Below are 20,587 nucleotides of genomic sequence, written 5' to 3' on the forward strand. Positions count from 1 at the left end.
ATTAGTTTAAAAAACAGCTTGTTAACATTTGTAATTTTTATTAGTGTAAAGCTGTTCTCACTAATAAAAATTACAAAGAGGGTGTTATGAAATCGAGTCAAAGTGGCGTTAAATTAAGCCTAGTTATCATTTCTATTGTAGTACTTGGCGTTTCTGCTTGGTTTAATCAGGCTAATGCCGAAGATATCCCTTCAAAAATCCAAACCAAGGAAGAGTTAACAGTAGCGGATTAACCCCGCTTACTGTGTATTTCTCGGTTTTCGTGTTTCTTTTCTTCACTTTTTTTAAGTAATACATAAGTAGCACCGCTTCCACCGTGGTGCCTCAGTGCGGTATGAAAAGCCAATACTTGAGACAACTCTTGTAGCCACTTGTTTACATAACTTTTTAAAATGCCTGGTTTAGCCTTATTTTTTATGCCGATCCCGTGGCGTATTAATACAACACGTATATTTCGCTGGTGGCAATCAACGATAAAGCTAAATAAAGTATTACGTGCGTTTTTAAGTAATTGCCCATGTAGGTCAAGCGTGGCATCGACTTGGTATTTAGCCAAACGTAAGTTTTTAAAAACCGCACTTTGTACGCCATCTTTTTTAAAGCTTAATATAGCGAGTGGGTCTAATATTTCAACATGCTCAGATTGTAAGTAATTTTTATCATTTGCTAGATTAATTTGTGCTGCTTTACGTTTTTCTTGTTGGGCTAGGGTTGCACTGTGGCTATTTGAAATGGGAGTAACCGTATCGTGGTTTATTGGTTTTACATCTTCCATAGAAGATAAAAATAAATCAAAGTCAGATAAAGGCATAGTAAGACCTAAATTTAGAATAATACGTACTAAATTTTATCTCAGTTCATTGTGAACCCCAAACTTTAAATTTTAATATAAAAAAGCCCAGCAATGCTGGGCTATCAAATATTCTAAGGAGAAGTTGTTAATTTTGGGTTACGTTAAACTGCCCAAATGTATAAACTTTAAACAAGTAAAAAGTGTTGATCAACACTAAACTCATATTTGAAATAACACTCGACGACATAATATCTAAGCTAAATGATAAGAATAACAAACCACAAGCACTAATGGCGGCAACGCGCAGCAGTGTTATCTGGTTAATAAAGAATGCACCTAAACCTAGTGCAAGTAGTGTCGTGTTTAAAAGCCAATCTAGCTCGTTTAGCATGGTCGTTTCAATAGTTCAGTTGTTGAAAAAAGGAGCGCCATTATGTTGATCTTTTGCACACCTTTCAACCAAGTAATTTTAAATTTTCAGATTAGTTTTTTTAATGTTAAAAGTAACTGCCTATTACCGCGAATACTCCATTATCAGCTATTACCTGATACTTTTGGCAACTTTGTGGCTTTTGTAAATCACTGCATAAATAAAGGGATTTACGCTTAGAATCAAACTGTGGGTGTAAGTTTGAATCAATAAGCATCGCACCTTTACCAAAAACACCTGGCCAATAAATGCTTTCACTTACCATCCCTAATTTTTTATAGGTGAGCAAGGTCGGTTTTGGAAACGCTAAAATAATCACTGCTATAACTGCAAATGTTATAAATAACCCTTTTTTAGGTTTGGTGTGTTTGCGTTCATCATTGAGAGTTTGTACATTTTCGTTACTTGTTTGTGAGCGCTGGGTTGAAGGCTGAGGTTTTCTTTTTTGGGCTGTTTTTTTTCTTGCGGGCGTTTTGCCTAGTAGTGATTGTTTGTTTGGTGTTTTAGACATAAAGCAAATCTGGCCTTTTTGGCGTAGGTCTCTATAATTAAATGAATAAATTTATATATCAGTATGATAACTTAAAGTTAGCTTATAGCCTACGAGGAATAAAGATGAATACGCAGCTGTCAATTTTAATTGTAGATGACGTTAGCACGGTGCGTAGCTTTTTGAGCCAAACGCTCATGCACTTAGGGATAGACAATGTAAAGGAGGCATCTACGGCCTCGCAATGTATTAGTGAGTGTCAGGCTGCCAATTACGATATGATTTTTTTAGATATTGAATTACCAGATGGAGATGGTAAAGATTTGATTTCGCAAATCAATGAATTAAGCCCAGAGACAAATGTGGTGATGGTATCTGCACATTCAGGTGTTGATAACGTAAAGGATGCAATAGATAAGGGCGCTAAAGGGTTTGTTGTAAAACCATTTACACCTAAAAAAATAGCGGCAATGCTGAAGAAGTTTTACCCAGATTTAGAAAATGCATAAGCAAGTTAATTGCAGTTAAAATTAAAGCAAAAAAAAACCGGCAAATGCCGGTTTTTTATATTCTACAAAAACAAATTATAGCGCTTTAATTTTAGCGGCAATACGGCTCTTATGACGAGCTGCTTTGTTTTTGTGAATTAGACCCTTAGTTGCGTAACGGTCTAGGATAGGTGTAGCAACAGAAAAAGCTTGCTGTGCAGCTTCTTTATCACCAGCTTCAATAGCAACAATTACTTTTTTGAAGTAAGTGCGCATCATTGAACGACGGCTTGCGTTGTGCTGACGGTTTTTTTCGCTAGTGATAGCGCGTTTTTTTGCAGACTTGATGTTAGCCAAGGTTTGCTCCTAACAATCTTAAATAAAGCTTAAATTAAAGGCCGTGGAATATGCCTGTTTTTATCATGAATGTCAATGTAAATTTAACAATCCAAGAAAAACTGCTCCTTATAACGAACATCAATTTGCCGCTTTAGCAGTTAATATCGATATTGTAACAAAGCACAGACTCCCAGCCTAGTGCTTTAAAGCGATTTATAAAAAAGACTGTGGCATAATTGCCCATATTAGGGATTTTTAAGTGGGTTTAAGGTGTCAAAAGGTTTATTTCGCTCAGGTATGATTGTGAGTTGTATGACTATGATTTCACGCATATTAGGGCTAGTACGAGATGCAGTAGTTGCAAATTTATTAGGGGCCAGCGCCGCTGCTGATGTTTTTTTATTTGCTAACCGTATTCCTAATTTTTTACGACGTTTGTTTGCCGAAGGAGCCTTTGCACAGGCGTTTGTACCTGTTCTTAGTGAAATTAAAGAGCAACAAGGTGATGACAAAGTTAAACTTTTTGTGGCGCAAGCTGCCGGTACGCTCGGTACTATTTTACTTATAGTAACCATATTTGGTGTCGTTGCTTCACCGGTAATTGCGGCCTTATTTGGTACAGGTTGGTTTATAGATTGGTGGCAGAGTGGCCCAAACGCTGAAAAATTTGAACTTGCTAGTTCGTTATTAAAGTTAACTTTTCCGTATTTATTTTTTGTGAGCTTAGTTGCGCTTAGTGGTGCAGTAATGAACGTTTATAACCGCTTTGCAGTTGCTGCTTTTACGCCCGTTTTACTTAATATATCAATAATTACTTGCGCTATCTTTTTACATGATAAGTTTAGTGTTGGTGCATACGCCCTCGCTATAGGCGTATTTGTGGGGGGTATTGTGCAATTGTTGTTTCAATTGCCATTTTTATATCGCGCTAAAATGTTGGCGCGCCCGCGTTGGGCTTGGCAAGACGAGAATGTTAAAAAAGTGCGTAAGCTTATGCTTCCTGCATTGTTTGGCGTATCGATAAGCCAAATTAATTTATTACTAGATACAATGATAGCCTCATTATTAATGACAGGCTCTATAGCATGGCTTTATTACTCAGATAGGCTAATAGAGTTTCCGCTTGGTCTGTTTGGAATTGGTATTGCGACGGTTATTTTACCCGCACTGTCTAAATTGCACAGTAGTAAAAAATTGAGCGATTTTCAGCATACACTCGATTGGGGGGTGCGATTTGTAATATTTTTAGGTATACCAGCAATGGTTGGCTTAATGATAATTAGCCCACTTATAATTACGGTGCTATTCGATCATGGTGCTTTTAAAGAGGACAGTGTTGATCATGTAAAAGCGGTAAGTTTAGGTGTTGTTGCTTACTCTGTAGGGTTAGTTAGCTTTATGTTGATTAAAGTGCTCGCACCGGGTTTTTATTCCCGTCAAGATACTAAAACGCCCGTACGCATTGGTATTATAACTCTTGTACTAAATATGGTGTTTAACATTATGTTGGCGCCTTTTATAGGTTACTTAGGGCTAGCCCTTGCTACATCAATGTCGGCCAGTTGTAATGCATTTTTACTTTACAGGCAGCTTAAAAAAGAAAAAGTTTATCAGTTTTCCTCTATGAGTTTGCGCTTCACCATAAAGTGTATTGTTGCAAGTATAGTTATGGGTTGTTTTACATGGTATGTAAGTAGTTACTATTATTGGGCTTCTTGGGAATTTACGCAGCAAGTTATATTGTTAATTTCCCTTGTGGCATTAGCTGGAGTTAGCTACTTTGCGATGCTTTTTTTAATGGGTGTAAGACTAAATACGATAAAAAGTGTAGCAATTACTGAATCAAACTAAAAAAAAGATTATAATCGGCAGCCTTGTGGCTTTTCCTTGGTATAAGTCGTGATAATACTCGCTGAAAAAAGGCTTTAGGTGGCATGGAGTTAATTAGAGGTATACACAATATTCGGGCGCATCACTTTGGATGTGTGCTGACTATTGGTAATTTTGACGGTGTTCACTTAGGTCATTCACAAGTATTAAAAGGTTTGTTAGCAGATGCTAAAGCGCACAACTTACCAAGTACAGTAATGCTTTTTGAACCTCAGCCTCAAGAGTTTTTTGCTAAAAACAATGCCCCAGCAAGGCTTACGCGATTACGTGATAAGTTGCGTTTATTGAGCGATTTAGGCATTGAGCGTGTTATTTGTATTAGCTTTAATCAGCAATTTGCGAATATGCAAGCTGAACAATTTGTAAGCGACATACTTATAAAAAAACTCGGGGTTAAAGCATTAACCGTAGGTGATGATTTTAGATTTGGGCAGCAGCGTAAAGGCAACTTTGATTTACTCGTAAATATGGGTAATCAGGCGGGAATGGATGTGCAAAGCACAGCGAGTTTTCGCCAGTTAAATGCTAGAGTGAGCAGCACATTGATTCGTGAAGCATTAGCTGCTGGTGATTTAGCCAGTGCAAAAGTGATGCTTGGCCACGACTACGCTATCTCTGGGCGCGTAATACATGGCTGGAAAAGAGGTCGTGAGCTTGGATTTAGAACAGCAAACATAGCACTTAAGCGCCAAGTTTGCCCTGTTAATGGTGTGTTTGCTGTGCAAGCTACAATTGCAGGTAAACAAATTTTTGGGGTTGCAAATATAGGCAACAAACCCACATTTAATGGAACACGTGCACTTTTAGAGGTTCATCTTTTTGATTTTGCACAAGACATTTATGGACAATTTATGCACGTGGAGTTAATACAAAAACTCCGCGATGAGAAAAAATTCGAGACATTAACACAACTCACGGCGCAAATAGCAACAGATGTTGCCGCCGCTAAGCAGTGTTTTGGTTTAAATTAGGCAGCCGATAGATACGGAATGTAGGATAAATGAGCGACTATAAACATACTTTGAATTTACCGGAAACACCGTTTCCAATGCGTGGCAATTTGGCACAACGTGAACCAAAAATGCTTAAAGCATGGTATGAAGACGACCTTTACGGTCAAATTCGCAGCGCTAAAAAGGGTAAAAAGACCTTTATTTTGCATGACGGCCCTCCGTATGCAAATGGCGACATCCACTTAGGCCACTCAGTAAATAAGATTTTAAAAGATATTATTGTTAAGTCTAAAACTTTATCAGACTTTGATTCGCCTTATGTACCTGGTTGGGACTGTCACGGTTTACCAATTGAGTTAATGGTTGAGAAAAAAGTAGGTAAGCCGGGTGTAAAAGTTACGGCGAGTGAGTTTCGTGAAAAATGCCGTGCGTACGCCAAAAAGCAAGTTGAAGGTCAAAAAGTAGACTTTAAACGTTTAGGCGTATTTGCTGATTGGGATAAGCCTTACTTAACAATGAACTTTGACTTTGAGGCGAATGCAATTCGTGTGCTTGGTCGTATTATTAAAAACGGTCACTTACACAAAGGCGCTAAGCCTGTACATTGGTGTACAGATTGTGGCTCTGCATTAGCAGAAGCAGAAGTTGAATATCAAGATAAACAGTCGCCAGCAATTGATGTACGCTTTATTTTTGCTGACCAAGACGCAGTAGTAAATGCGTTTGACCTAGCTCAAGGCCATGAAGGCCAAGGTAGTGTTGGCACTGTTATTTGGACAACAACGCCATGGACGCTTCCTGCAAACCGTGCTGTTGCTGTTCATGCCGATTTAGAATATGCGCTTGTGCAAGTTGAAGATGAAGGCGCACAGCAGCGTTTAATTTTAGGCTCAGAACTTGTTAAAGATGCAATGGACCGTTTTGGCTTTGATCATTACCACGTTTTAGGTTACGTAAAAGGGGCTGTACTTGAAAACTTGCAAGTAGCGCATCCTTTTTATGACTTTAATGTACCTGTGATTGTTGCTGAACACGTTACTACTGACTCAGGTACAGGTGTGGTGCACACTGCGCCAGGTCATGGTCAAGAAGATTTCGTGGCAGGCTTAAATTACAACCTAGAAGTCGCTAACCCTGTTGGTGCAAATGGTGTGTACTTACCAGATACTGAACTTTTTGCAGGTCAACATGTATTTAAAGCAAACGCGAGCGTAATTGAAGTATTAAAAGAGCGCGGTGCATTAGTACATCATCATGCACTTACACACAGTTACCCGCATTGTTGGCGCCACAAAACGCCAATAATTTTCCGTGCTACACCGCAGTGGTTTGTAAGCATGGAACAGGCTAATTTACGTCAAGATTCTCTTAAAGAAATCAAAAATACACAGTGGTTGCCTGAATGGGGCGAAAGCCGTATTTCTAACATGGTTGAAGGCCGCCCTGATTGGTGTATATCTCGTCAGCGTACATGGGGCGTGCCAATTGCTTTATTTGTTGATAAAGATACCGGTGCTTTACACCCAAATACCCAAGAGCTTATCGAGCAAGCTGCAGAGCTTGTTGAAAAGTCAGGTATTCAAGCGTGGTATGACCTAGAGCCAGCGACTTTACTTGGCGAAGAAGATGCTAAGCAATACATGAAAGTGCAAGATACGCTAGATGTATGGTTTGATTCAGGTGTGTCGCACGCATGTGTAGTAGATGCACGTGAAGACTTAGTTGGCCCAGCTGATTTATATCTTGAAGGTTCTGATCAGCATCGTGGTTGGTTTATGTCATCAATGATGACATCGGTTGCGATTAATGGACATGCACCATATAAGCAAGTACTTACGCATGGTTTTACCGTTGATGAAAACGGTCGTAAAATGTCTAAGTCACTAGGCAATGTTATCTCTCCGCAAAATGTAATGAATAAGCTTGGTGCTGACATTTTACGTTTGTGGGTTGCTTCTACCGATTACACGGCAGAAATGACTGTGTCTGATGAAATATTCAAACGCTCTGCGGATCGATATCGTCGTATTCGTAACACTAGCCGTTACTTATTAGCTAACTTAAATGGTTTTGATCCTAAAACTGATCAAGTTGCTGTAGATGACATGGTTGAGCTTGATAAGTGGATTGTTGGTCGTGCAGCACAGTTACAAGACGAGATTTTAGCCGCTTACGATAGCTACCAAATGTTATTAGTAACGCAAAAGCTAATGAACTTCTGTACCGGTGAACTTGGCTCGTTTTACTTAGATGTAATTAAAGACCGTCAGTACACAGCTAAAAGTGAAAGCCATGCGCGTCGCTCTTGTCAAACTGCGCTTTACCATATCGCAGAAGCTATGACGCGCTGGATGGCACCAATTATGAGCTTTACAGCACAAGAAATCTGGGAAGCCTTACCAGGCGAGCGTAGTGATTACGTATTTACATCAGTATGGTACGACGGCTTACAAGCACCAACGAGCAGTCAGTTTAGTAACGATGACTGGCAAGCAATTTTAAATGTACGCGATGAAGTAAACCGCTTGTTAGAAGCTGCACGTAAAGAAGAAGTAATTGGTGCAACACTACAAGCAACAGTTAATTTATTTGCGGATAAAGACCTTGCAAGCACACTTGCTTCACTAGGTGATGAGCTTCGTTTTGTATTGTTAACATCAGCAGTAAACGTTAAGCAGGTTGATAGCCAACCAGCAGATACGCAAGCAACAGAAATTGAAGGTCTATACATTAGCGTTGCAGCAACAGATGCAGCTAAGTGTGAGCGTTGTTGGCACTACAGCGACGATGTAGGAATTGACCCTGCTCACCCTGAAATTTGTGGCCGTTGCGTAAGTAATGTTGATGGCGAAGGTGAAAAGCGTCAATTCGCTTAGGAGCTTTACTCAGTGAGCAAACTAGCCCAAAAAAGTGGTTTAGTGTGGCTTTGGTTGAGTCTATTACTGTTAGTAATAGACTTTGCCAGTAAAACACTAGTCGTGAATACCATGGCTTATCAAGAGTCTATAAATTTACTGCCTGTTTTTAGTATTACTTACGTACATAACTATGGCGCAGCCTACAGCTTTTTAAGTGAAGCAGGTGGTTGGCAACGTTGGTTTTTAAGCTTTATAGCTATTGCCATTAGTGGGTTACTTGTATGGTGGCTTAAGCGCTTGCCAGCCACAAACAAAATATTGTGCAGTGCTTATGCGTTAGTACTTGCAGGCGCCATAGGCAACTTATATGACCGTATAGCTTATGGTTATGTAATTGACTTTATTCATGTGTTTTACGATAAGTCACATTTTCCAGTATTTAATATTGCTGATTGCGCTATTTGTATTGGTGCCGCGTTATTATTATTTGATGCCTTTACAGGCGAAAGTCCGAAGGAGCATAAAGCATGAGCCAAGCTGTAATTGGTGAAAACTCGCACGTTATTTTTCATTTTTCTATTAAGTTAGAAGATGGCTCTGCCGCAGACTCTACAAAGGTTCATAACAAGCCAGCTAAATTGACTATGGGCGATGGTAGCTTAACGGCTAACTTTGAAAAATGCCTGCTAGGATTAACGGCTGGTGAAAGTAAAACATTTGAGCTTGAACCAGAAGATGCATTTGGGCAACCAAATCCAGATAATATTTACTATGTTGACCGTAGCAAGTTTGGCCCAGAAACACCTGCTCAAGTAGGCGCTATCATTGCGTTTACACAACCTGATGGTACTGAACTTCCTGGGCTTGTTCGAGAAGTGCAAGGGGAGTCGGTTACTATCGATTTTAACCATCCGCTATCGGGTCAGCGCCTAACATTTGAAGTAGATATTATTGAGGTAGAAGGCTAATGGATATTTTATTAGCTAACCCTCGTGGTTTTTGTGCGGGTGTTGACCGTGCAATCAGCATTGTAGAGCGTGCTTTAGATATTTTCGAAAAGCCAATTTATGTTCGTCACGAAGTGGTACATAACCGTTACGTAGTCGACGGTTTAAAAAACCGTGGTGCAGTGTTCGTTGAAGAACTTGATCAAGTACCTGACGATAGCATTGTTATTTTTAGTGCTCATGGTGTATCGCAAGCGGTACGCTCTGAGGCGAAACGCCGCGACTTAAAAGTATTTGATGCAACATGTCCGCTGGTGACTAAAGTTCATATGGAAGTTACTCGCGCTAGCCGCAAAGGTACTGAATGTATTTTGATTGGACACCATGGCCACCCTGAAGTTGAGGGTACAATGGGGCAGTACGATAACGATGAAGGCGGAATTTACCTGGTAGAAACCGCGGAAGATGTTATTGCGCTAAATGTTAAAAATGCTGAAAACTTATTTTATTGTAGCCAAACTACGCTTTCAGTAGATGATACTGCAGATGTCATTGACGCACTACGCGAGAAGTTTCCTGCTATAGATGGACCTCGAAAAGACGATATTTGTTATGCAACGCAAAACCGCCAAGATGCGGTACGTGATTTAGCTGATAAAGTTGATGTACTTCTAGTTGTAGGGGCTAAAAACAGCTCTAACTCTAATCGCTTACGTGAACTTGCAGATAAAATGGGCACAACGGCTTATTTAATTGACGATGCAGCTGATGTGCAAGAGCAATGGGTTTCAGAGTCTAAGTCAGTGGGTGTTACGGCTGGAGCATCTGCACCAGAAGTACTGGTACAGCAAGTAATAACGCGTTTAAAAGAGCTTGGTGGCAAGCAGGTAGTAGAAAACCCAGGTGAAGAAGAAAACATCGTATTTGCCGTTCCTGTTGAGCTACGTTAATCTATATAAATTAATTATTTAGATTACAAGGAGAGCTGTTATGAGCAAGTCGGTTCATTCTGATGTATTGCTTTTTTCAGCTCTTTTTAATGAGCGAGGGGTACTTGCCTCGCTTGTTGTTACTCAAGTTATAGCTGTTGTATTGGCGTTTGCGCCAAATATCCAAGGTGACATTTGGTTACACCTTGGGGTTATTAGCTTATTTTTACACTTAACTGTTTTATCAAGCACCTCCGCTCTGTATCTTTTTAAACGCTTTTTACAAAAGCGAACAGACGTTTTTCAGCTAACACTATTTTTTACCTCGTTTTTATTATTTACCTGCATATATAGTGTTTTATTTTCTCAATTTGCGTTTGATATAGATAAGGCTGATAACCTTATTTATTTTGTATTGCGAAACTGCGTTACAGTTTTGTTATTAGCCGCTTTGTTTGTACAGTTTTTATTTATCTATACTGAAAAAGAGCAGCAAACCAAGGCACTTTCTCGCGCAGAGTTGGACGCCTTACAAGCTAGGATCCGTCCGCACTTTTTATATAACAGCTTAAATACAGCTGCAGAGCTAACTCATCACGATGCTGGTGCTGCTGAGCAAGCTATTTTAGCTCTAGCAGCCTTATCTCAAGCAGCAATGCGCTCAGGGAAAAGTGTATTAATCAGTGATGAAATAGCATTGAGCAAGCAATATATCGCTTTGGAAACGTGGCGCTTTGGGGAGCGTTTAAAGGTTAATTGGCACATACCAAGTGAACTTCCTGCATTGCATATTCCATGTTTAACCCTTCAGCCGCTAATTGAAAATGCAGTATGTCATGGTGTTGAAATAAGCGAAAGTGGCGCAATTATTAATGTTGAGCTGCATATTACTCCCGGCTATATAACTATGATTGTTTCTAACCCCATCACTATTACTAATAATCAAACTCGGCCCAAAAATGGCATGGCACTTGATAATATTCGTCAACGTTTAAATATTTATTATAAAAATAAAGCTCAGCTTACTATCACCAATAAAAACGATGTATTTAGAGTGAAAGTAGTTATCCCCAAAAAGAATATTGAGGGTGGTTTATGAATATATTAATAGTTGATGACGAGCCATTAGCAAGAATGCGTTTAACCCGTTTGCTAGCACATAATAAAAATATAGTTATTAAAGGTGAAGCTAGTAATGGTAATGAAGCCTTATTATTTATTAAAAAATACGCCCCCGATTTAATATTTTTAGACGTTGATATGCCTGGTTTAAATGGGTTGCAGGTTGCGAATGAGTTGAATAATTTAGCTTTACCTCCAGCTGTTGTGTTTATTACCGCGCACCCTGAACATGCTCTTGATGCTCTGCAACTGAGTGCTGCAGGTTATTTAGTTAAACCAGTTACAGAACAATCCATAGTAAAAGTGTTAGATCAGGTTGGACGCTTGAACAAAGCGCATGTGCAAAAACAGCACTCAACTAAAATTAGTTATCAGTTGGGGGGAACGACTAAAAGTGTTGAGCTTGACAATGTTTATTATTTTAATGCCCAAGAAAAGTACACTAATATGGTATTTGAAGGCGGGGAAGCGTTTATTGAATCCAGTCTAAAGCAACTGGAATCACAGTATCCTACTCAATTGGTACGAATCCATCGAAATACTTTAGTAAATAAAAGCAAACTTTTATCTTTAAATACTCATGGCTCAGGTGTGCATAGCGTAGAGCTTATGGGTTGCAACGATCATTTAACCGTTAGCAGGCGAGAGCTAAAAACAGTAAAAAATATTTTAAATTAGAGCCTATTATCTTCCAGGGTTGAGGTTTGCTAAATCTAGGGGATAACTGCACAAGGTTTCTAGCTCCGTGGTTTTGGAGGCTATTCTTATGATATCGTCTAGTCATAAGAACAACCATATTAAATAGGCCCTGACTTATTTAAACTCCAATCATATGACTTTAAATTTAACCGCTAAAGATAAACGGACTTTAGTGCTTTTTAACCGTTTATCAACAAATTTAACCGCCTATCCTAGTAATTATTGAAACTAAATTAGAATGACATAAACTTACTATTAGATAATTTTTATTTGGTTCACTATGCGATCCCCTCAAACTAACACACAAAAAGGCTTCACTTTAATTGAAGTGCTAATTGCGTTTATCATTTTAAGCTTTGGTTTATTAGGTGCCGTAGCGCTTCAAGCAAAAGCAAAACAGGCAAGCTTTGATTCCATGCAACGCGCTGCTGCTGTAGCCCTTGGTAATGATATTGTGCAGCGCATTCGTGCAAATGATACTGCTCAGTTAGTCGCCCTGTATACGCAAACATTTAATAGTGAAACTTCAACGTCTACCTCTATGGCTTGTTTTAGTGGTTCATGCACTGCAGCGCAAGTTGCTGCGCTTGATTTACAGCAATGGAAACGCGCCATTCGAGCGCGGGAAAACACAGGGTCGCTAGACGATGCGACAGTATGTATAGCGCCAACAGCAGTTGCAGGTTCAGGCGGTAAGGCATTTAACTTAGAAGTAATAGTTTCATGGCAGGGACGACAGGAGTTTAACGCTAATGATGCTACCGCCGCTATAAAATGTGGCACAGCGGATAAAAAACGCCGCTTAGTAGTTTTAACTAGTTACATTTACCTTAGGAGCTAACATGAAGCAAACAGGTTTTACACTTATAGAGGTTATGATTTCGTTATTTATAGGTGGCCTAATTTTGGGGGGCGTCATGTTCACTTATATAGGGATGAAGGTAATCACTAAGGATACGATGACTATTGGTGAGCTTCAGGAGTCAGGTCGGTTAGCTATAAATATAATGCAACGTGATATTGAACAGATTGGATTTTGGGGTACTTATTATGATGATTCGTTTACATCCGCTAATACGACATCCTTATCGAACCCCGGTGCTGATTGTACAGAGGGTTTAAATAACGGCAGTTTTCCTGATTTATCAACAGCGAGTAACTTTAGAGCTATTTATGCCAAAGTGGCTGTTTCTTCAAAAGAGCTAAACTGTGCAAGTAACCCTATTAAAAATACAGATATTATTCAGTTAAAATTTTTACAAGGCAATCAGCTTAATACAGGTGAAACGCAGGCTGATGAAAACTACTTTATAGCAGAGCAAGAAAAGGCTCAATTTAAACGTGGTGTAATAGGTGCAGGTTCTATCAATGTAAATGCATCAATATGGCCGTACAGCCATCATGTTTATTACTTATCAGAGCAAACTTATACAGTAAATAATAAAAGCCTCAAGGTGCCAGCATTAATGAGAAAACGCTTAGTTGGTGGCAAAATTACGACCGAAACTATAATGGAGGGCGTTGAAAATATGCGCTTTATTTTTGGCCTTGATACCGATAGTGATAGCCGAGTTGATACATACAGAAGTATCAATAATATGGAGCATACAGATTGGGAAAACAGAAAGGGTATATTAACTGTACAAGTATTTTTACTCATAAGATCGCTACAAGAAGATCCTGGGGTAAAAATTAAAAATCAAACATACACCTTGGGCGAAGATGAAGATAAACGAGAGCTTTCATTCGCTGACAGCTACAGACGCACAGTGTTCACAACCACAATTAGGTTGAATAATGTAGGAGCTAATCTATGGCGCATTTAACAAAGTTACGAGCTAAGCAGCAAGGTGTTGTATTGATCACGGCGCTTATTATGGTTATCGCTGTAACAGGTATAGCCGTTACTTTAATGAGTAGCAGCAGTATTGATATTAAAATTACTAATGCTGCACAAGAACGTGAAGTTGCAGAAAATAAGCTACTTGGTGAGGTTCAAAGAATGATTTCTGATGAGGCAAACAAGGGGGCTGCAAATCAGTTTTTTTTATCACCTGATGAAGTTACTACTATGACCGATGCTGATACAGAAGGTATGGTTATAGCTGAGCACAATGATATGAAAAGTAAAATGATCAATCTCAATCAAGGCGCACTTGATTTAGAGTGCCCACGTAGATTTAATTTTACGGCAGGAATTTCATGCAATATGTTACAAGTCTCTACTACAATTAAATACGGCTCTAAAGCTAAGCATGAACTGACCATTGTTACAGGTGTAGCCCAAGAAATGGCTAGCACAAGTAAGGGGATTTAATATGAAATTTAATAAAGTATTTGCTTCATTAATTGGCCTTACACTCACTGCATCTGTTACTGCTGAAGATATAGAGCTTTATGTAAACCATGATGTAGAGACAGATGAAAACCCAAGAGTACTAATGATATTTGATACTTCAGGCAGCATGGCTTGGGATGTGACGGATGGAGGACAATGTTACCAATGGGATGGTGTAGGTAGAACTACTCCACGCTTCTATCAAGTAACCTGTTTTGAAAGTAATAATGTAAATGATACCAATCAATGTTTTAAAAGAGCAACTAGTAATCAGGGAATACGTTATAGCCGTTTTTATAATGGCACAAATACATCAGGTAACAGTTATAGTGGTGGATATCCAACTGCTTCATGTAATGACAGCCGATTAAACGTTGCTCAAAATGCTATTAAACAGTTAGTAAATGATAACGATGATATTGATTTTGGATTAATGCGTTTTAACGGTGGTTCAGGGGGGTATGTACTTGCAAGATCTGGCGCTAGCAAATCAAATATTTTAGACGAAATTGATGATCTTCCAGCAAGTGGTTCTACGCCAATAACAGAGACTCTTTGGGAGGCCTATCGTTACATTACAGGTGCAAGTCTCGATTTTGCAAATGGTATAAACAATCGAGATAAAAGCGCAGATGCAAGTGGGAGCTATAAGTCGCCTTTTGCAAAAGGCGCTGGCGACCCTTTGAGGTGTGATAACTCAATAAATTTAATATTAATGACAGATGGCGACCCAACAAGTGATAGTGATCGCAACAATCAAATAAAAAGTGTTCACAATGAGATATTTGATGAGTCGATTCCTTTTGTTGATGGTGATTATTCAAATAGTTATTTAGTGGCTTTATCTAAAATCATTCATGGAACTAATAATACTAAGGTAGATTTATATTCAAATACTAGCGATGTTTTAGATACTGGTAGAGTGTATACGATTGGTTTTGGTACAGGTATGAGTGCCGATGGCATTAAGTTATTAGAGGGAGCTGCTTCGATAGGTGGTGGACAGTACCTAGAAGCTCGAACATCAGAGGCTTTATCTGAAGCACTAAAAAATACCATTTCTAGAATTAGGGAAGTAAATGACAGCTTCTCTTCACCGTCAGTTGCTAGTAATAATGTCGATCAAACCCGTAGCCGTGATGCTATTTACTTTGCCATGTTTTATCCAGAAACAGGCGCTAGATGGCGCGGGAATTTAAAAAAATTAAAAGTATCAGGGAGTCAAATCGTTGATTCTAAAGGGCTATCTGCGCTTGATGATAGTGGCTTAATTGACGAAAATGCAGAAACGTTTTGGTTACCAGATGGCGAAGCTCCTGATGGTAATTTAGTTGCCCAAGGTGGCGTTAACCGGCATTTGACTACGTTAGACTCCGATAGTCGTAATCTATATACAGATAACCAGGGAGCTATTGTTGATTTTAATACCTCTGTGGTGAGTGATATTCTCGATGCCGTTGATAATAATCCGCTAAGTCTATCAAGCAACGATATAAAATGGGCTATGGGTATTGATGTCGATGATGAAGACGGAGATGGCTCGAGTGTCGATCAGCGCCAAGATATTTTTGGTGACCCCCTTCACTCAAAACCGGTCGCAATAGATTATGGCAACGATGACATTAGAATCTTAATAGGTACTAATGCTGGATTTTTGCATATGTTTAAGGACTCAGATGAGACGGTAAGCGAAAGTTGGGCCTTTATACCATCAGCCTTATACGACATTATTGAACCTTTACGTGAAAATCAGGCTGATACTAAAGTGTATGGCATGGATGGTCCAATTAGTGTTTACTTTAGTGATAAAAGCTTAAATGACGACGGCGCTAATGATGGAATCATAGATGCTAGCGATGGCGATGATGTATGGACTTTTACTGGGATGCGTCGTGGTGGACAGAACTATTATGCACTTGATATAACAGACCCTAATAAACCAAAGAAATTATGGAATAGCCCGATTGAAGGTGGCAAGGGGGATTTTACAGAGTTGGGGCAAACGTGGTCAAAACCACAAATTGCCTATATTAAAGCCTTTGGAAACAAGCCCCTATTAGTGTTTGGTGCAGGGTATGATACAAATAAAGATGCAGCTGTTAGAAGTGAAGATTCAATAGGTCGTGGTATTTATATTGTTGAGGCTGAAACAGGTAAAAAGGTATGGGCTTTAACGCCGAGTGAAAATGGCTTTAAAGGTAAGCATTCAATTGCCGCTAATTTATCTACATTGGACTCCGATTACGATGGGTATATTGATAGAATTTACGCTGCAGATACTGGTGGGGATATTTGGCGAATTGACATGCCAGGAAGCAGTACGAGTGATTTTACTCACTTTAAACTTGCTGAGTTAGGTAGTTCATTAGCGAGTCAGGATAGACGCTTTTTCTATCAACCACTTGTAGCGCGTACACTTTATAGTAAAGTAAGTGAAACAACGGTTAATGGTGAAACAGTTATCACACGTTTGGATACGCCCTATGATGCAATTGTAATAGGCAGTGGCAATCGTTCTAAACCAACAGGCACTAATGAAGACGATCAACTGTTTATGATAAGAGATGAAAACACAGTTACTCAATCATTCACGAGCGCTCCTACAATAATAAAACCAACAGATTTAATGCAAATGAACAGCGATCCGTTTGGTAATGCATTAGACGATGTAGACGAGTTTATTGACTTAGAAGTTGATTTAGCTAAGTTTAAAGGCTGGCGTTATGAGCTTGGAACAGGTGAAAAATCACTAGCTGCGGCGACCGTTGTAGGAGGTGTTGCATACTTTACAAGTTTTACTCCATCATCGGATACGTCAACTGAAAATCAATGCTCGTTAAGTGGTGGCGCGGGTTCTTTATATGCTTTTCATCTACATTACGGAACGAAAGTATATGACGACTTAAAATTTACCACTAGCTATGATGTGCCCGATACGCCACAATTATATTTTGGGGAGGGACCATCGTGCGCAGACGGAAATAGTGATGGTAAATGCGATGACAATCCTACTATTGAAGTAACGCAAGAGAGCCAGTTTTATTTAATTGGACCTGGGATTAAAGATGAAAATGCTCAAAACCCAATGAAGCCTGTAGAGCTAGTAGGGCCCGACTTAACTGTTGTTGACGGTACGGTACAATTGGTACAGTATTCTGATACTGTAGGCTTTGGTTTTAAAACACAACAAACCTATATTTATAAACGCGAAGAAAATGATGAAGTGAGTAATTAAGGTATATATATGATTAAATTAACTCGCGGTTTTACACTAATCGAACTAATGATTACTGTTGCAATTGTTGGTATTTTAGCAGCAGTAGCGTTGCCCAATTATACGGAGTATGTAAAACGTGCATCACGTGCTGAGGCAGCTGCTGCATTACTCGATGCAGCAAATAAAGAAGAGCAATATTTTGTAGATAATAGAGAGTACACGGAAGTATTTTCTGATTTAGGGCTGCAAGACAAAACTGAGAATGGTCATTTTGAGTTATCTATAGATGTAGATGATGACGATAATACTTTTACCATTACCGCAAAGCCTATTGCTGGTGCTGTTAAAGGTGATACTGACTGTAAAGAAATTACAATTACAGACACCGGTTACAAAGGCGCTAAAGGTACTAAAGGTAATTCAGATGTTGAGTATTGTTGGGGACGTTAATTTAATTTTTTTGGCATTTATTTGTTGATTTTATTCTGATACGTCCCGTTTGACTTACTGATAAAGCCAGCCCATCAAGCCTGGCTTTATCAGTATTGGGACAATAAATAAATGTCCCATTTTGAAAACCATTCAATGAGCCATCAGGTCTAAAAGTAATTGCGCTACGAGGATATTCAAGGCTGTCATCGTGATGAGCCTCTTCAAATATACTTAATAGGAGCTCGTCATCATCTAATGTAGTTGATTTATCAATATCTATAAATAATGACATTTTACCCGCCCACTCCTCTTTACTGCATCGGTTATCTTTAAGAGCACAAAGCGTAACGTAAGTACCATTTTCAATAGCGTAGAGTCGTCCGTAATTAATGTTTCTATGCAGAAGGTTTACGTGGCTATCTAAGCGATTATTGGCTAGAAAATCTGGATAAAACCACATAGAGAGTTGACTAATAACACTCACAACGGCTAACGAAATCATTAGTTCGAGTAGTGTCATACCTTTATTTTTATATATTGATATCTTCATCCCTGAAGTCCTGAGTTATAAAGTGTATTAGCTCAGTGTAGTAAATGATGAAAATATGGCAATATGAATTGTGTGTTTTTTAACCGCACTTTTTATTCGTATCACCAACGTAGAAAGCAGTACCTGATTGAGATACAGTTAACGCCTTATTATTTTCATTGGTGCTATTGGGGCAGAAAATGAAGTCTCCAGGGGTTGTTGTAATTCTACCACTGGTATTAAAACGTAAGCGACGATCATTACCCTCAAACGACAGCTTATCGTTGTCTGATATTTCTTCCATTGCTCTTAGTAATGTATCAGAGGCGTTATTGTAGTTTCCGTCATTATCAACATCGATAAATACAACAATAATCTTATTTTCATCCCACTTTGCGTTGCAGTTGAACGTATCTTGTTTGTTTTTAACTTTTCCTTGCCCTGTAGGGCATACAACAACTATTTCATCGGTGCTTGCTGCTTGTGAGCGTGCATATGCAATATTTCTTTTTAATTCCAATAAAAAATTCTCAGCTCTGTTTTCCTCAAGCATGTCACTACTATTCCAAAGCGCGATTGATGCAATAATACCGACTATGGCTACGGTCACCATAAGCTCTAAGAGGGTGAATCCATTATGCTTGTTCTTCATATTAATCTCATATACGGCTTGATAGTTTATTATAGCTATCTTTGTGAAAATAATAATACCATGGCTGATTGTTTTATCATCAAATTCAATCACTTTGTTTGCTATGGGCTTCTCGATTGTCTAAAATCGAGGCAACTGAAGCTTTAAAAAGTAATTAATATGAAAAAGATAGAAGCAATTATAAAACCATTTAAGCTTGATGATGTCCGCGAAGCGTTATCTGACGTGGGTATTACAGGTATGACTGTGAGTGAAGTTAAAGGCTTTGGGCGCCAAAAAGGGCATACTGAGCTTTATCGCGGCGCAGAATACATGGTTGATTTTTTACCTAAAGTTAAACTTGATATTGTACTAAGCGATGAAGACGTTGATCGTGCAATTGAAGTGATTGTTAAAACAGCGCAAACGGGGAAAATCGGCGACGGTAAAATCTTCGTGACTGATGTTGAGCGTGTTGTTCGTATTCGTACTGCTGAAGAAGATGAAGAAGCTATTTAATACCAACCTGCATAAATCTTTGATCAATTTAACGAATTGAATTGCACTATTACGTAGTTAAAATTTTTTATTTAGAACAACTAGATAAAAAAACTTTTGCCTAGTTCTAGCGTAATTTTCTTGACGTTAAATAGACCCCACATATAAGCAGATTGGTATAATGACAATGTGGTATAGAAAAAGGCGCTTTAGTAAGCGCCTTTTTTGTTTATTTATTTCTACTATTTACCATTCTGGTTTGTTTAGCATGTTCGCTTAGCTCTGTTAAGCCAAGTTTATCGTAGCTCTTTTCCATCATTTCTAAAGCAGGCTCTAAGTAACTGCTTTGCGAATAATGTTCTACAACATACTTGCCTCGGTTAGCGGCTGCTAAGTAAGCTTCGCGTTCGTAATAGTAAGTTGCTACTTTTAGCTCATAACGCGCCATACGGTTTAAAAGCCACACTAAGCGGCGTTTAGCCTCTGGTGCGTAATCACTTTTTGGAAAACGCTTTACAAGAGTAGATAAATCGGTAAACGCTACACGTGTACGGTTTGCGTCACGGTCAGCTCTGTCTACGCCAAAGTATTCTTGGAATGCATTTTTATCGGCTTTAATATTTACTAAACCACGCATGTAGTACATATAATCAAGATCTTTATGATTTGGGTTTAATCGAATAAAGCGATCGATTGTTGCAAGTGCTTGTTCAGTATTGCCTGATTGGTAATGTGCATATACCAAATCCATTTGTACTTGTTTAGAGAATGGGCCAAACGGGTAGCGTGAATCTATAGCGCTTAAAAGTTCAATTGCACGCGCATATAAACCAGAATCTAGTGTTTCTTTTGCATCTTCGTATAGAGCGTGTGCAGATTTATTAGGTACACGTTGAATATCTTCTTGGTCTGGTGCAGACGTACATGCGCCTAAACTAAGTACAGAAGCTGAAAAAACAATGGCGAATGCACGTTTCCCTATTTTATTTATCATTTTATTTGTT

General features: G+C 38.9%; 23 protein-coding genes. 16 read left to right on the forward strand and 7 right to left on the reverse strand.

From position 1 onward, the window contains the following. The first annotated feature begins 86 nt into the window (after window positions 1-86). Window positions 87-233, forward strand: coding sequence for a hypothetical protein (locus J8L71_RS03015; protein ID WP_210999205.1), 147 nt, complete (start codon window positions 87-89; stop codon window positions 231-233). Here J8L71_RS03015 and smrA read toward each other — a convergent pair. From smrA to J8L71_RS03030, 3 genes are all read right to left on the reverse strand, one after another. Further along, complete coding sequence (gene smrA / locus J8L71_RS03020; protein ID WP_210999206.1) at window positions 230-811, reverse strand: DNA endonuclease SmrA; 582 nt, start codon at window positions 809-811, stop codon at window positions 230-232. The two genes, J8L71_RS03015 and smrA, sit on opposite strands and share 4 nt — an antisense overlap. Window positions 812-938: 127 nt before the next feature. Next, on the reverse strand, window positions 939-1,184 hold the full coding sequence (locus tag J8L71_RS03025) for a hypothetical protein (RefSeq protein WP_210999207.1): 246 nt from the start codon (window positions 1,182-1,184) through the stop codon (window positions 939-941). A gap of 106 nt (window positions 1,185-1,290) precedes the next feature. Further along, on the reverse strand, window positions 1,291-1,734 hold the full coding sequence (locus J8L71_RS03030; RefSeq protein WP_210999208.1) for a hypothetical protein: 444 nt from the start codon (window positions 1,732-1,734) through the stop codon (window positions 1,291-1,293). Window positions 1,735-1,838: 104 nt separating this feature from the next. Here J8L71_RS03030 and J8L71_RS03035 point away from each other — a divergent pair, with 104 nt between their 5' ends. Next, on the forward strand, window positions 1,839-2,222 hold the full coding sequence (locus J8L71_RS03035) for a response regulator (protein WP_058548527.1): 384 nt from the start codon (window positions 1,839-1,841) through the stop codon (window positions 2,220-2,222). Window positions 2,223-2,297: 75 nt separating this feature from the next. Here the strand turns inward: J8L71_RS03035 and rpsT are convergent, their stop codons facing one another. Next, window positions 2,298-2,558: a 30S ribosomal protein S20 gene (gene rpsT / locus J8L71_RS03040; protein ID WP_002958225.1), complete on the reverse strand. Its 261-nt coding sequence runs from the start codon at window positions 2,556-2,558 to the stop codon at window positions 2,298-2,300. Between the two features lie 252 nt (window positions 2,559-2,810). On the opposite strand from rpsT, the gene murJ reads away from it, so the two are divergent. The 13 genes from murJ (at window position 2,811) to J8L71_RS03105 (ending at window position 17,943) form a co-directional block, all read left to right on the forward strand. After that, window positions 2,811-4,391 (forward strand): murein biosynthesis integral membrane protein MurJ, encoded by a 1,581-nt coding sequence (gene murJ / locus J8L71_RS03045; protein ID WP_348771780.1) that lies wholly within the window; start codon window positions 2,811-2,813, stop codon window positions 4,389-4,391. An 83-nt stretch (window positions 4,392-4,474) separates the two neighbouring features. Next, complete coding sequence (gene ribF, locus J8L71_RS03050; protein WP_210999209.1) at window positions 4,475-5,401, forward strand: bifunctional riboflavin kinase/FAD synthetase; 927 nt, start codon at window positions 4,475-4,477, stop codon at window positions 5,399-5,401. A gap of 29 nt (window positions 5,402-5,430) precedes the next feature. Continuing rightward, on the forward strand, window positions 5,431-8,259 hold the full coding sequence (ileS, locus tag J8L71_RS03055) for an isoleucine--tRNA ligase (RefSeq protein ID WP_210999210.1): 2,829 nt from the start codon (window positions 5,431-5,433) through the stop codon (window positions 8,257-8,259). 12 nt (window positions 8,260-8,271) lie between these two features. Then, window positions 8,272-8,772, forward strand: coding sequence for a signal peptidase II (gene lspA, locus J8L71_RS03060; protein WP_058548524.1), 501 nt, complete (start codon window positions 8,272-8,274; stop codon window positions 8,770-8,772). Further along, window positions 8,769-9,209, forward strand: a complete 441-nt coding sequence (gene fkpB / locus J8L71_RS03065; protein ID WP_138681444.1) for an FKBP-type peptidyl-prolyl cis-trans isomerase — start codon at window positions 8,769-8,771, stop codon at window positions 9,207-9,209. The genes lspA and fkpB overlap by 4 nt, the downstream gene beginning before the upstream one ends. After that, entirely contained in the window at window positions 9,209-10,138 is a 930-nt protein-coding gene (gene ispH / locus J8L71_RS03070) for a 4-hydroxy-3-methylbut-2-enyl diphosphate reductase (protein WP_210999211.1), read from the forward strand. Before fkpB ends, ispH begins: the two co-directional genes overlap by 1 nt. 40 nt (window positions 10,139-10,178) lie before the next feature. Continuing rightward, complete coding sequence (locus J8L71_RS03075; protein WP_210999212.1) at window positions 10,179-11,216, forward strand: histidine kinase; 1,038 nt, start codon at window positions 10,179-10,181, stop codon at window positions 11,214-11,216. After that, a complete protein-coding gene (locus tag J8L71_RS03080) occupies window positions 11,213-11,917 on the forward strand; it encodes a LytTR family DNA-binding domain-containing protein (protein ID WP_210999213.1) in 705 nt (234 codons plus the stop codon). Before J8L71_RS03075 ends, J8L71_RS03080 begins: the two co-directional genes overlap by 4 nt. A 301-nt stretch (window positions 11,918-12,218) precedes the next feature. Beyond that, window positions 12,219-12,779, forward strand: coding sequence for a type IV pilus modification protein PilV (gene pilV, locus J8L71_RS03085; protein ID WP_210999214.1), 561 nt, complete (start codon window positions 12,219-12,221; stop codon window positions 12,777-12,779). 1 nt (window position 12,780) lies between these two features. After that, window positions 12,781-13,764 (forward strand): PilW family protein, encoded by a 984-nt coding sequence (locus J8L71_RS03090; protein WP_210999215.1) that lies wholly within the window; start codon window positions 12,781-12,783, stop codon window positions 13,762-13,764. Beyond that, on the forward strand, window positions 13,752-14,255 hold the full coding sequence (locus J8L71_RS03095; RefSeq protein ID WP_210999216.1) for a pilus assembly protein PilX: 504 nt from the start codon (window positions 13,752-13,754) through the stop codon (window positions 14,253-14,255). Before J8L71_RS03090 ends, J8L71_RS03095 begins: the two co-directional genes overlap by 13 nt. Window position 14,256: 1 nt before the next feature. Then, a complete protein-coding gene (locus J8L71_RS03100) occupies window positions 14,257-17,511 on the forward strand; it encodes a PilC/PilY family type IV pilus protein (RefSeq protein ID WP_210999217.1) in 3,255 nt (1,084 codons plus the stop codon). A gap of 9 nt (window positions 17,512-17,520) precedes the next feature. Continuing rightward, window positions 17,521-17,943 carry a type IV pilin protein gene (locus J8L71_RS03105; RefSeq protein ID WP_247655166.1) on the forward strand — a complete coding sequence of 141 codons (423 nt, stop codon included), beginning with the start codon at window positions 17,521-17,523 and terminating at the stop codon, window positions 17,941-17,943. A gap of 1 nt (window position 17,944) precedes the next feature. Here J8L71_RS03105 and J8L71_RS03110 read toward each other — a convergent pair whose 3' ends face one another. Together J8L71_RS03110 and J8L71_RS03115 are read right to left on the reverse strand one after the other, a co-directional pair. Then, window positions 17,945-18,475, reverse strand: coding sequence for a GspH/FimT family pseudopilin (locus J8L71_RS03110; RefSeq protein WP_210999218.1), 531 nt, complete (start codon window positions 18,473-18,475; stop codon window positions 17,945-17,947). 79 nt (window positions 18,476-18,554) lie between these two features. After that, window positions 18,555-19,106, reverse strand: coding sequence for a GspH/FimT family pseudopilin (locus J8L71_RS03115; protein WP_210999354.1), 552 nt, complete (start codon window positions 19,104-19,106; stop codon window positions 18,555-18,557). A gap of 159 nt (window positions 19,107-19,265) precedes the next feature. On the opposite strand from J8L71_RS03115, the gene glnB reads away from it, so the two are divergent. After that, window positions 19,266-19,604 (forward strand): nitrogen regulatory protein P-II, encoded by a 339-nt coding sequence (gene glnB, locus J8L71_RS03120; protein ID WP_058548512.1) that lies wholly within the window; start codon window positions 19,266-19,268, stop codon window positions 19,602-19,604. A 208-nt stretch (window positions 19,605-19,812) separates the two neighbouring features. Here the strand turns inward: glnB and J8L71_RS03125 are convergent, their stop codons facing one another. Then, window positions 19,813-20,577 (reverse strand): outer membrane protein assembly factor BamD, encoded by a 765-nt coding sequence (locus J8L71_RS03125; RefSeq protein ID WP_210999219.1) that lies wholly within the window; start codon window positions 20,575-20,577, stop codon window positions 19,813-19,815. Window positions 20,578-20,587 lie beyond the last annotated feature (10 nt).

Origin of the sequence: Pseudoalteromonas sp. MMG007 (assembly GCF_018100985.1) — a bacterium.
GTDB lineage: Bacteria > Pseudomonadota > Gammaproteobacteria > Enterobacterales > Alteromonadaceae > Pseudoalteromonas.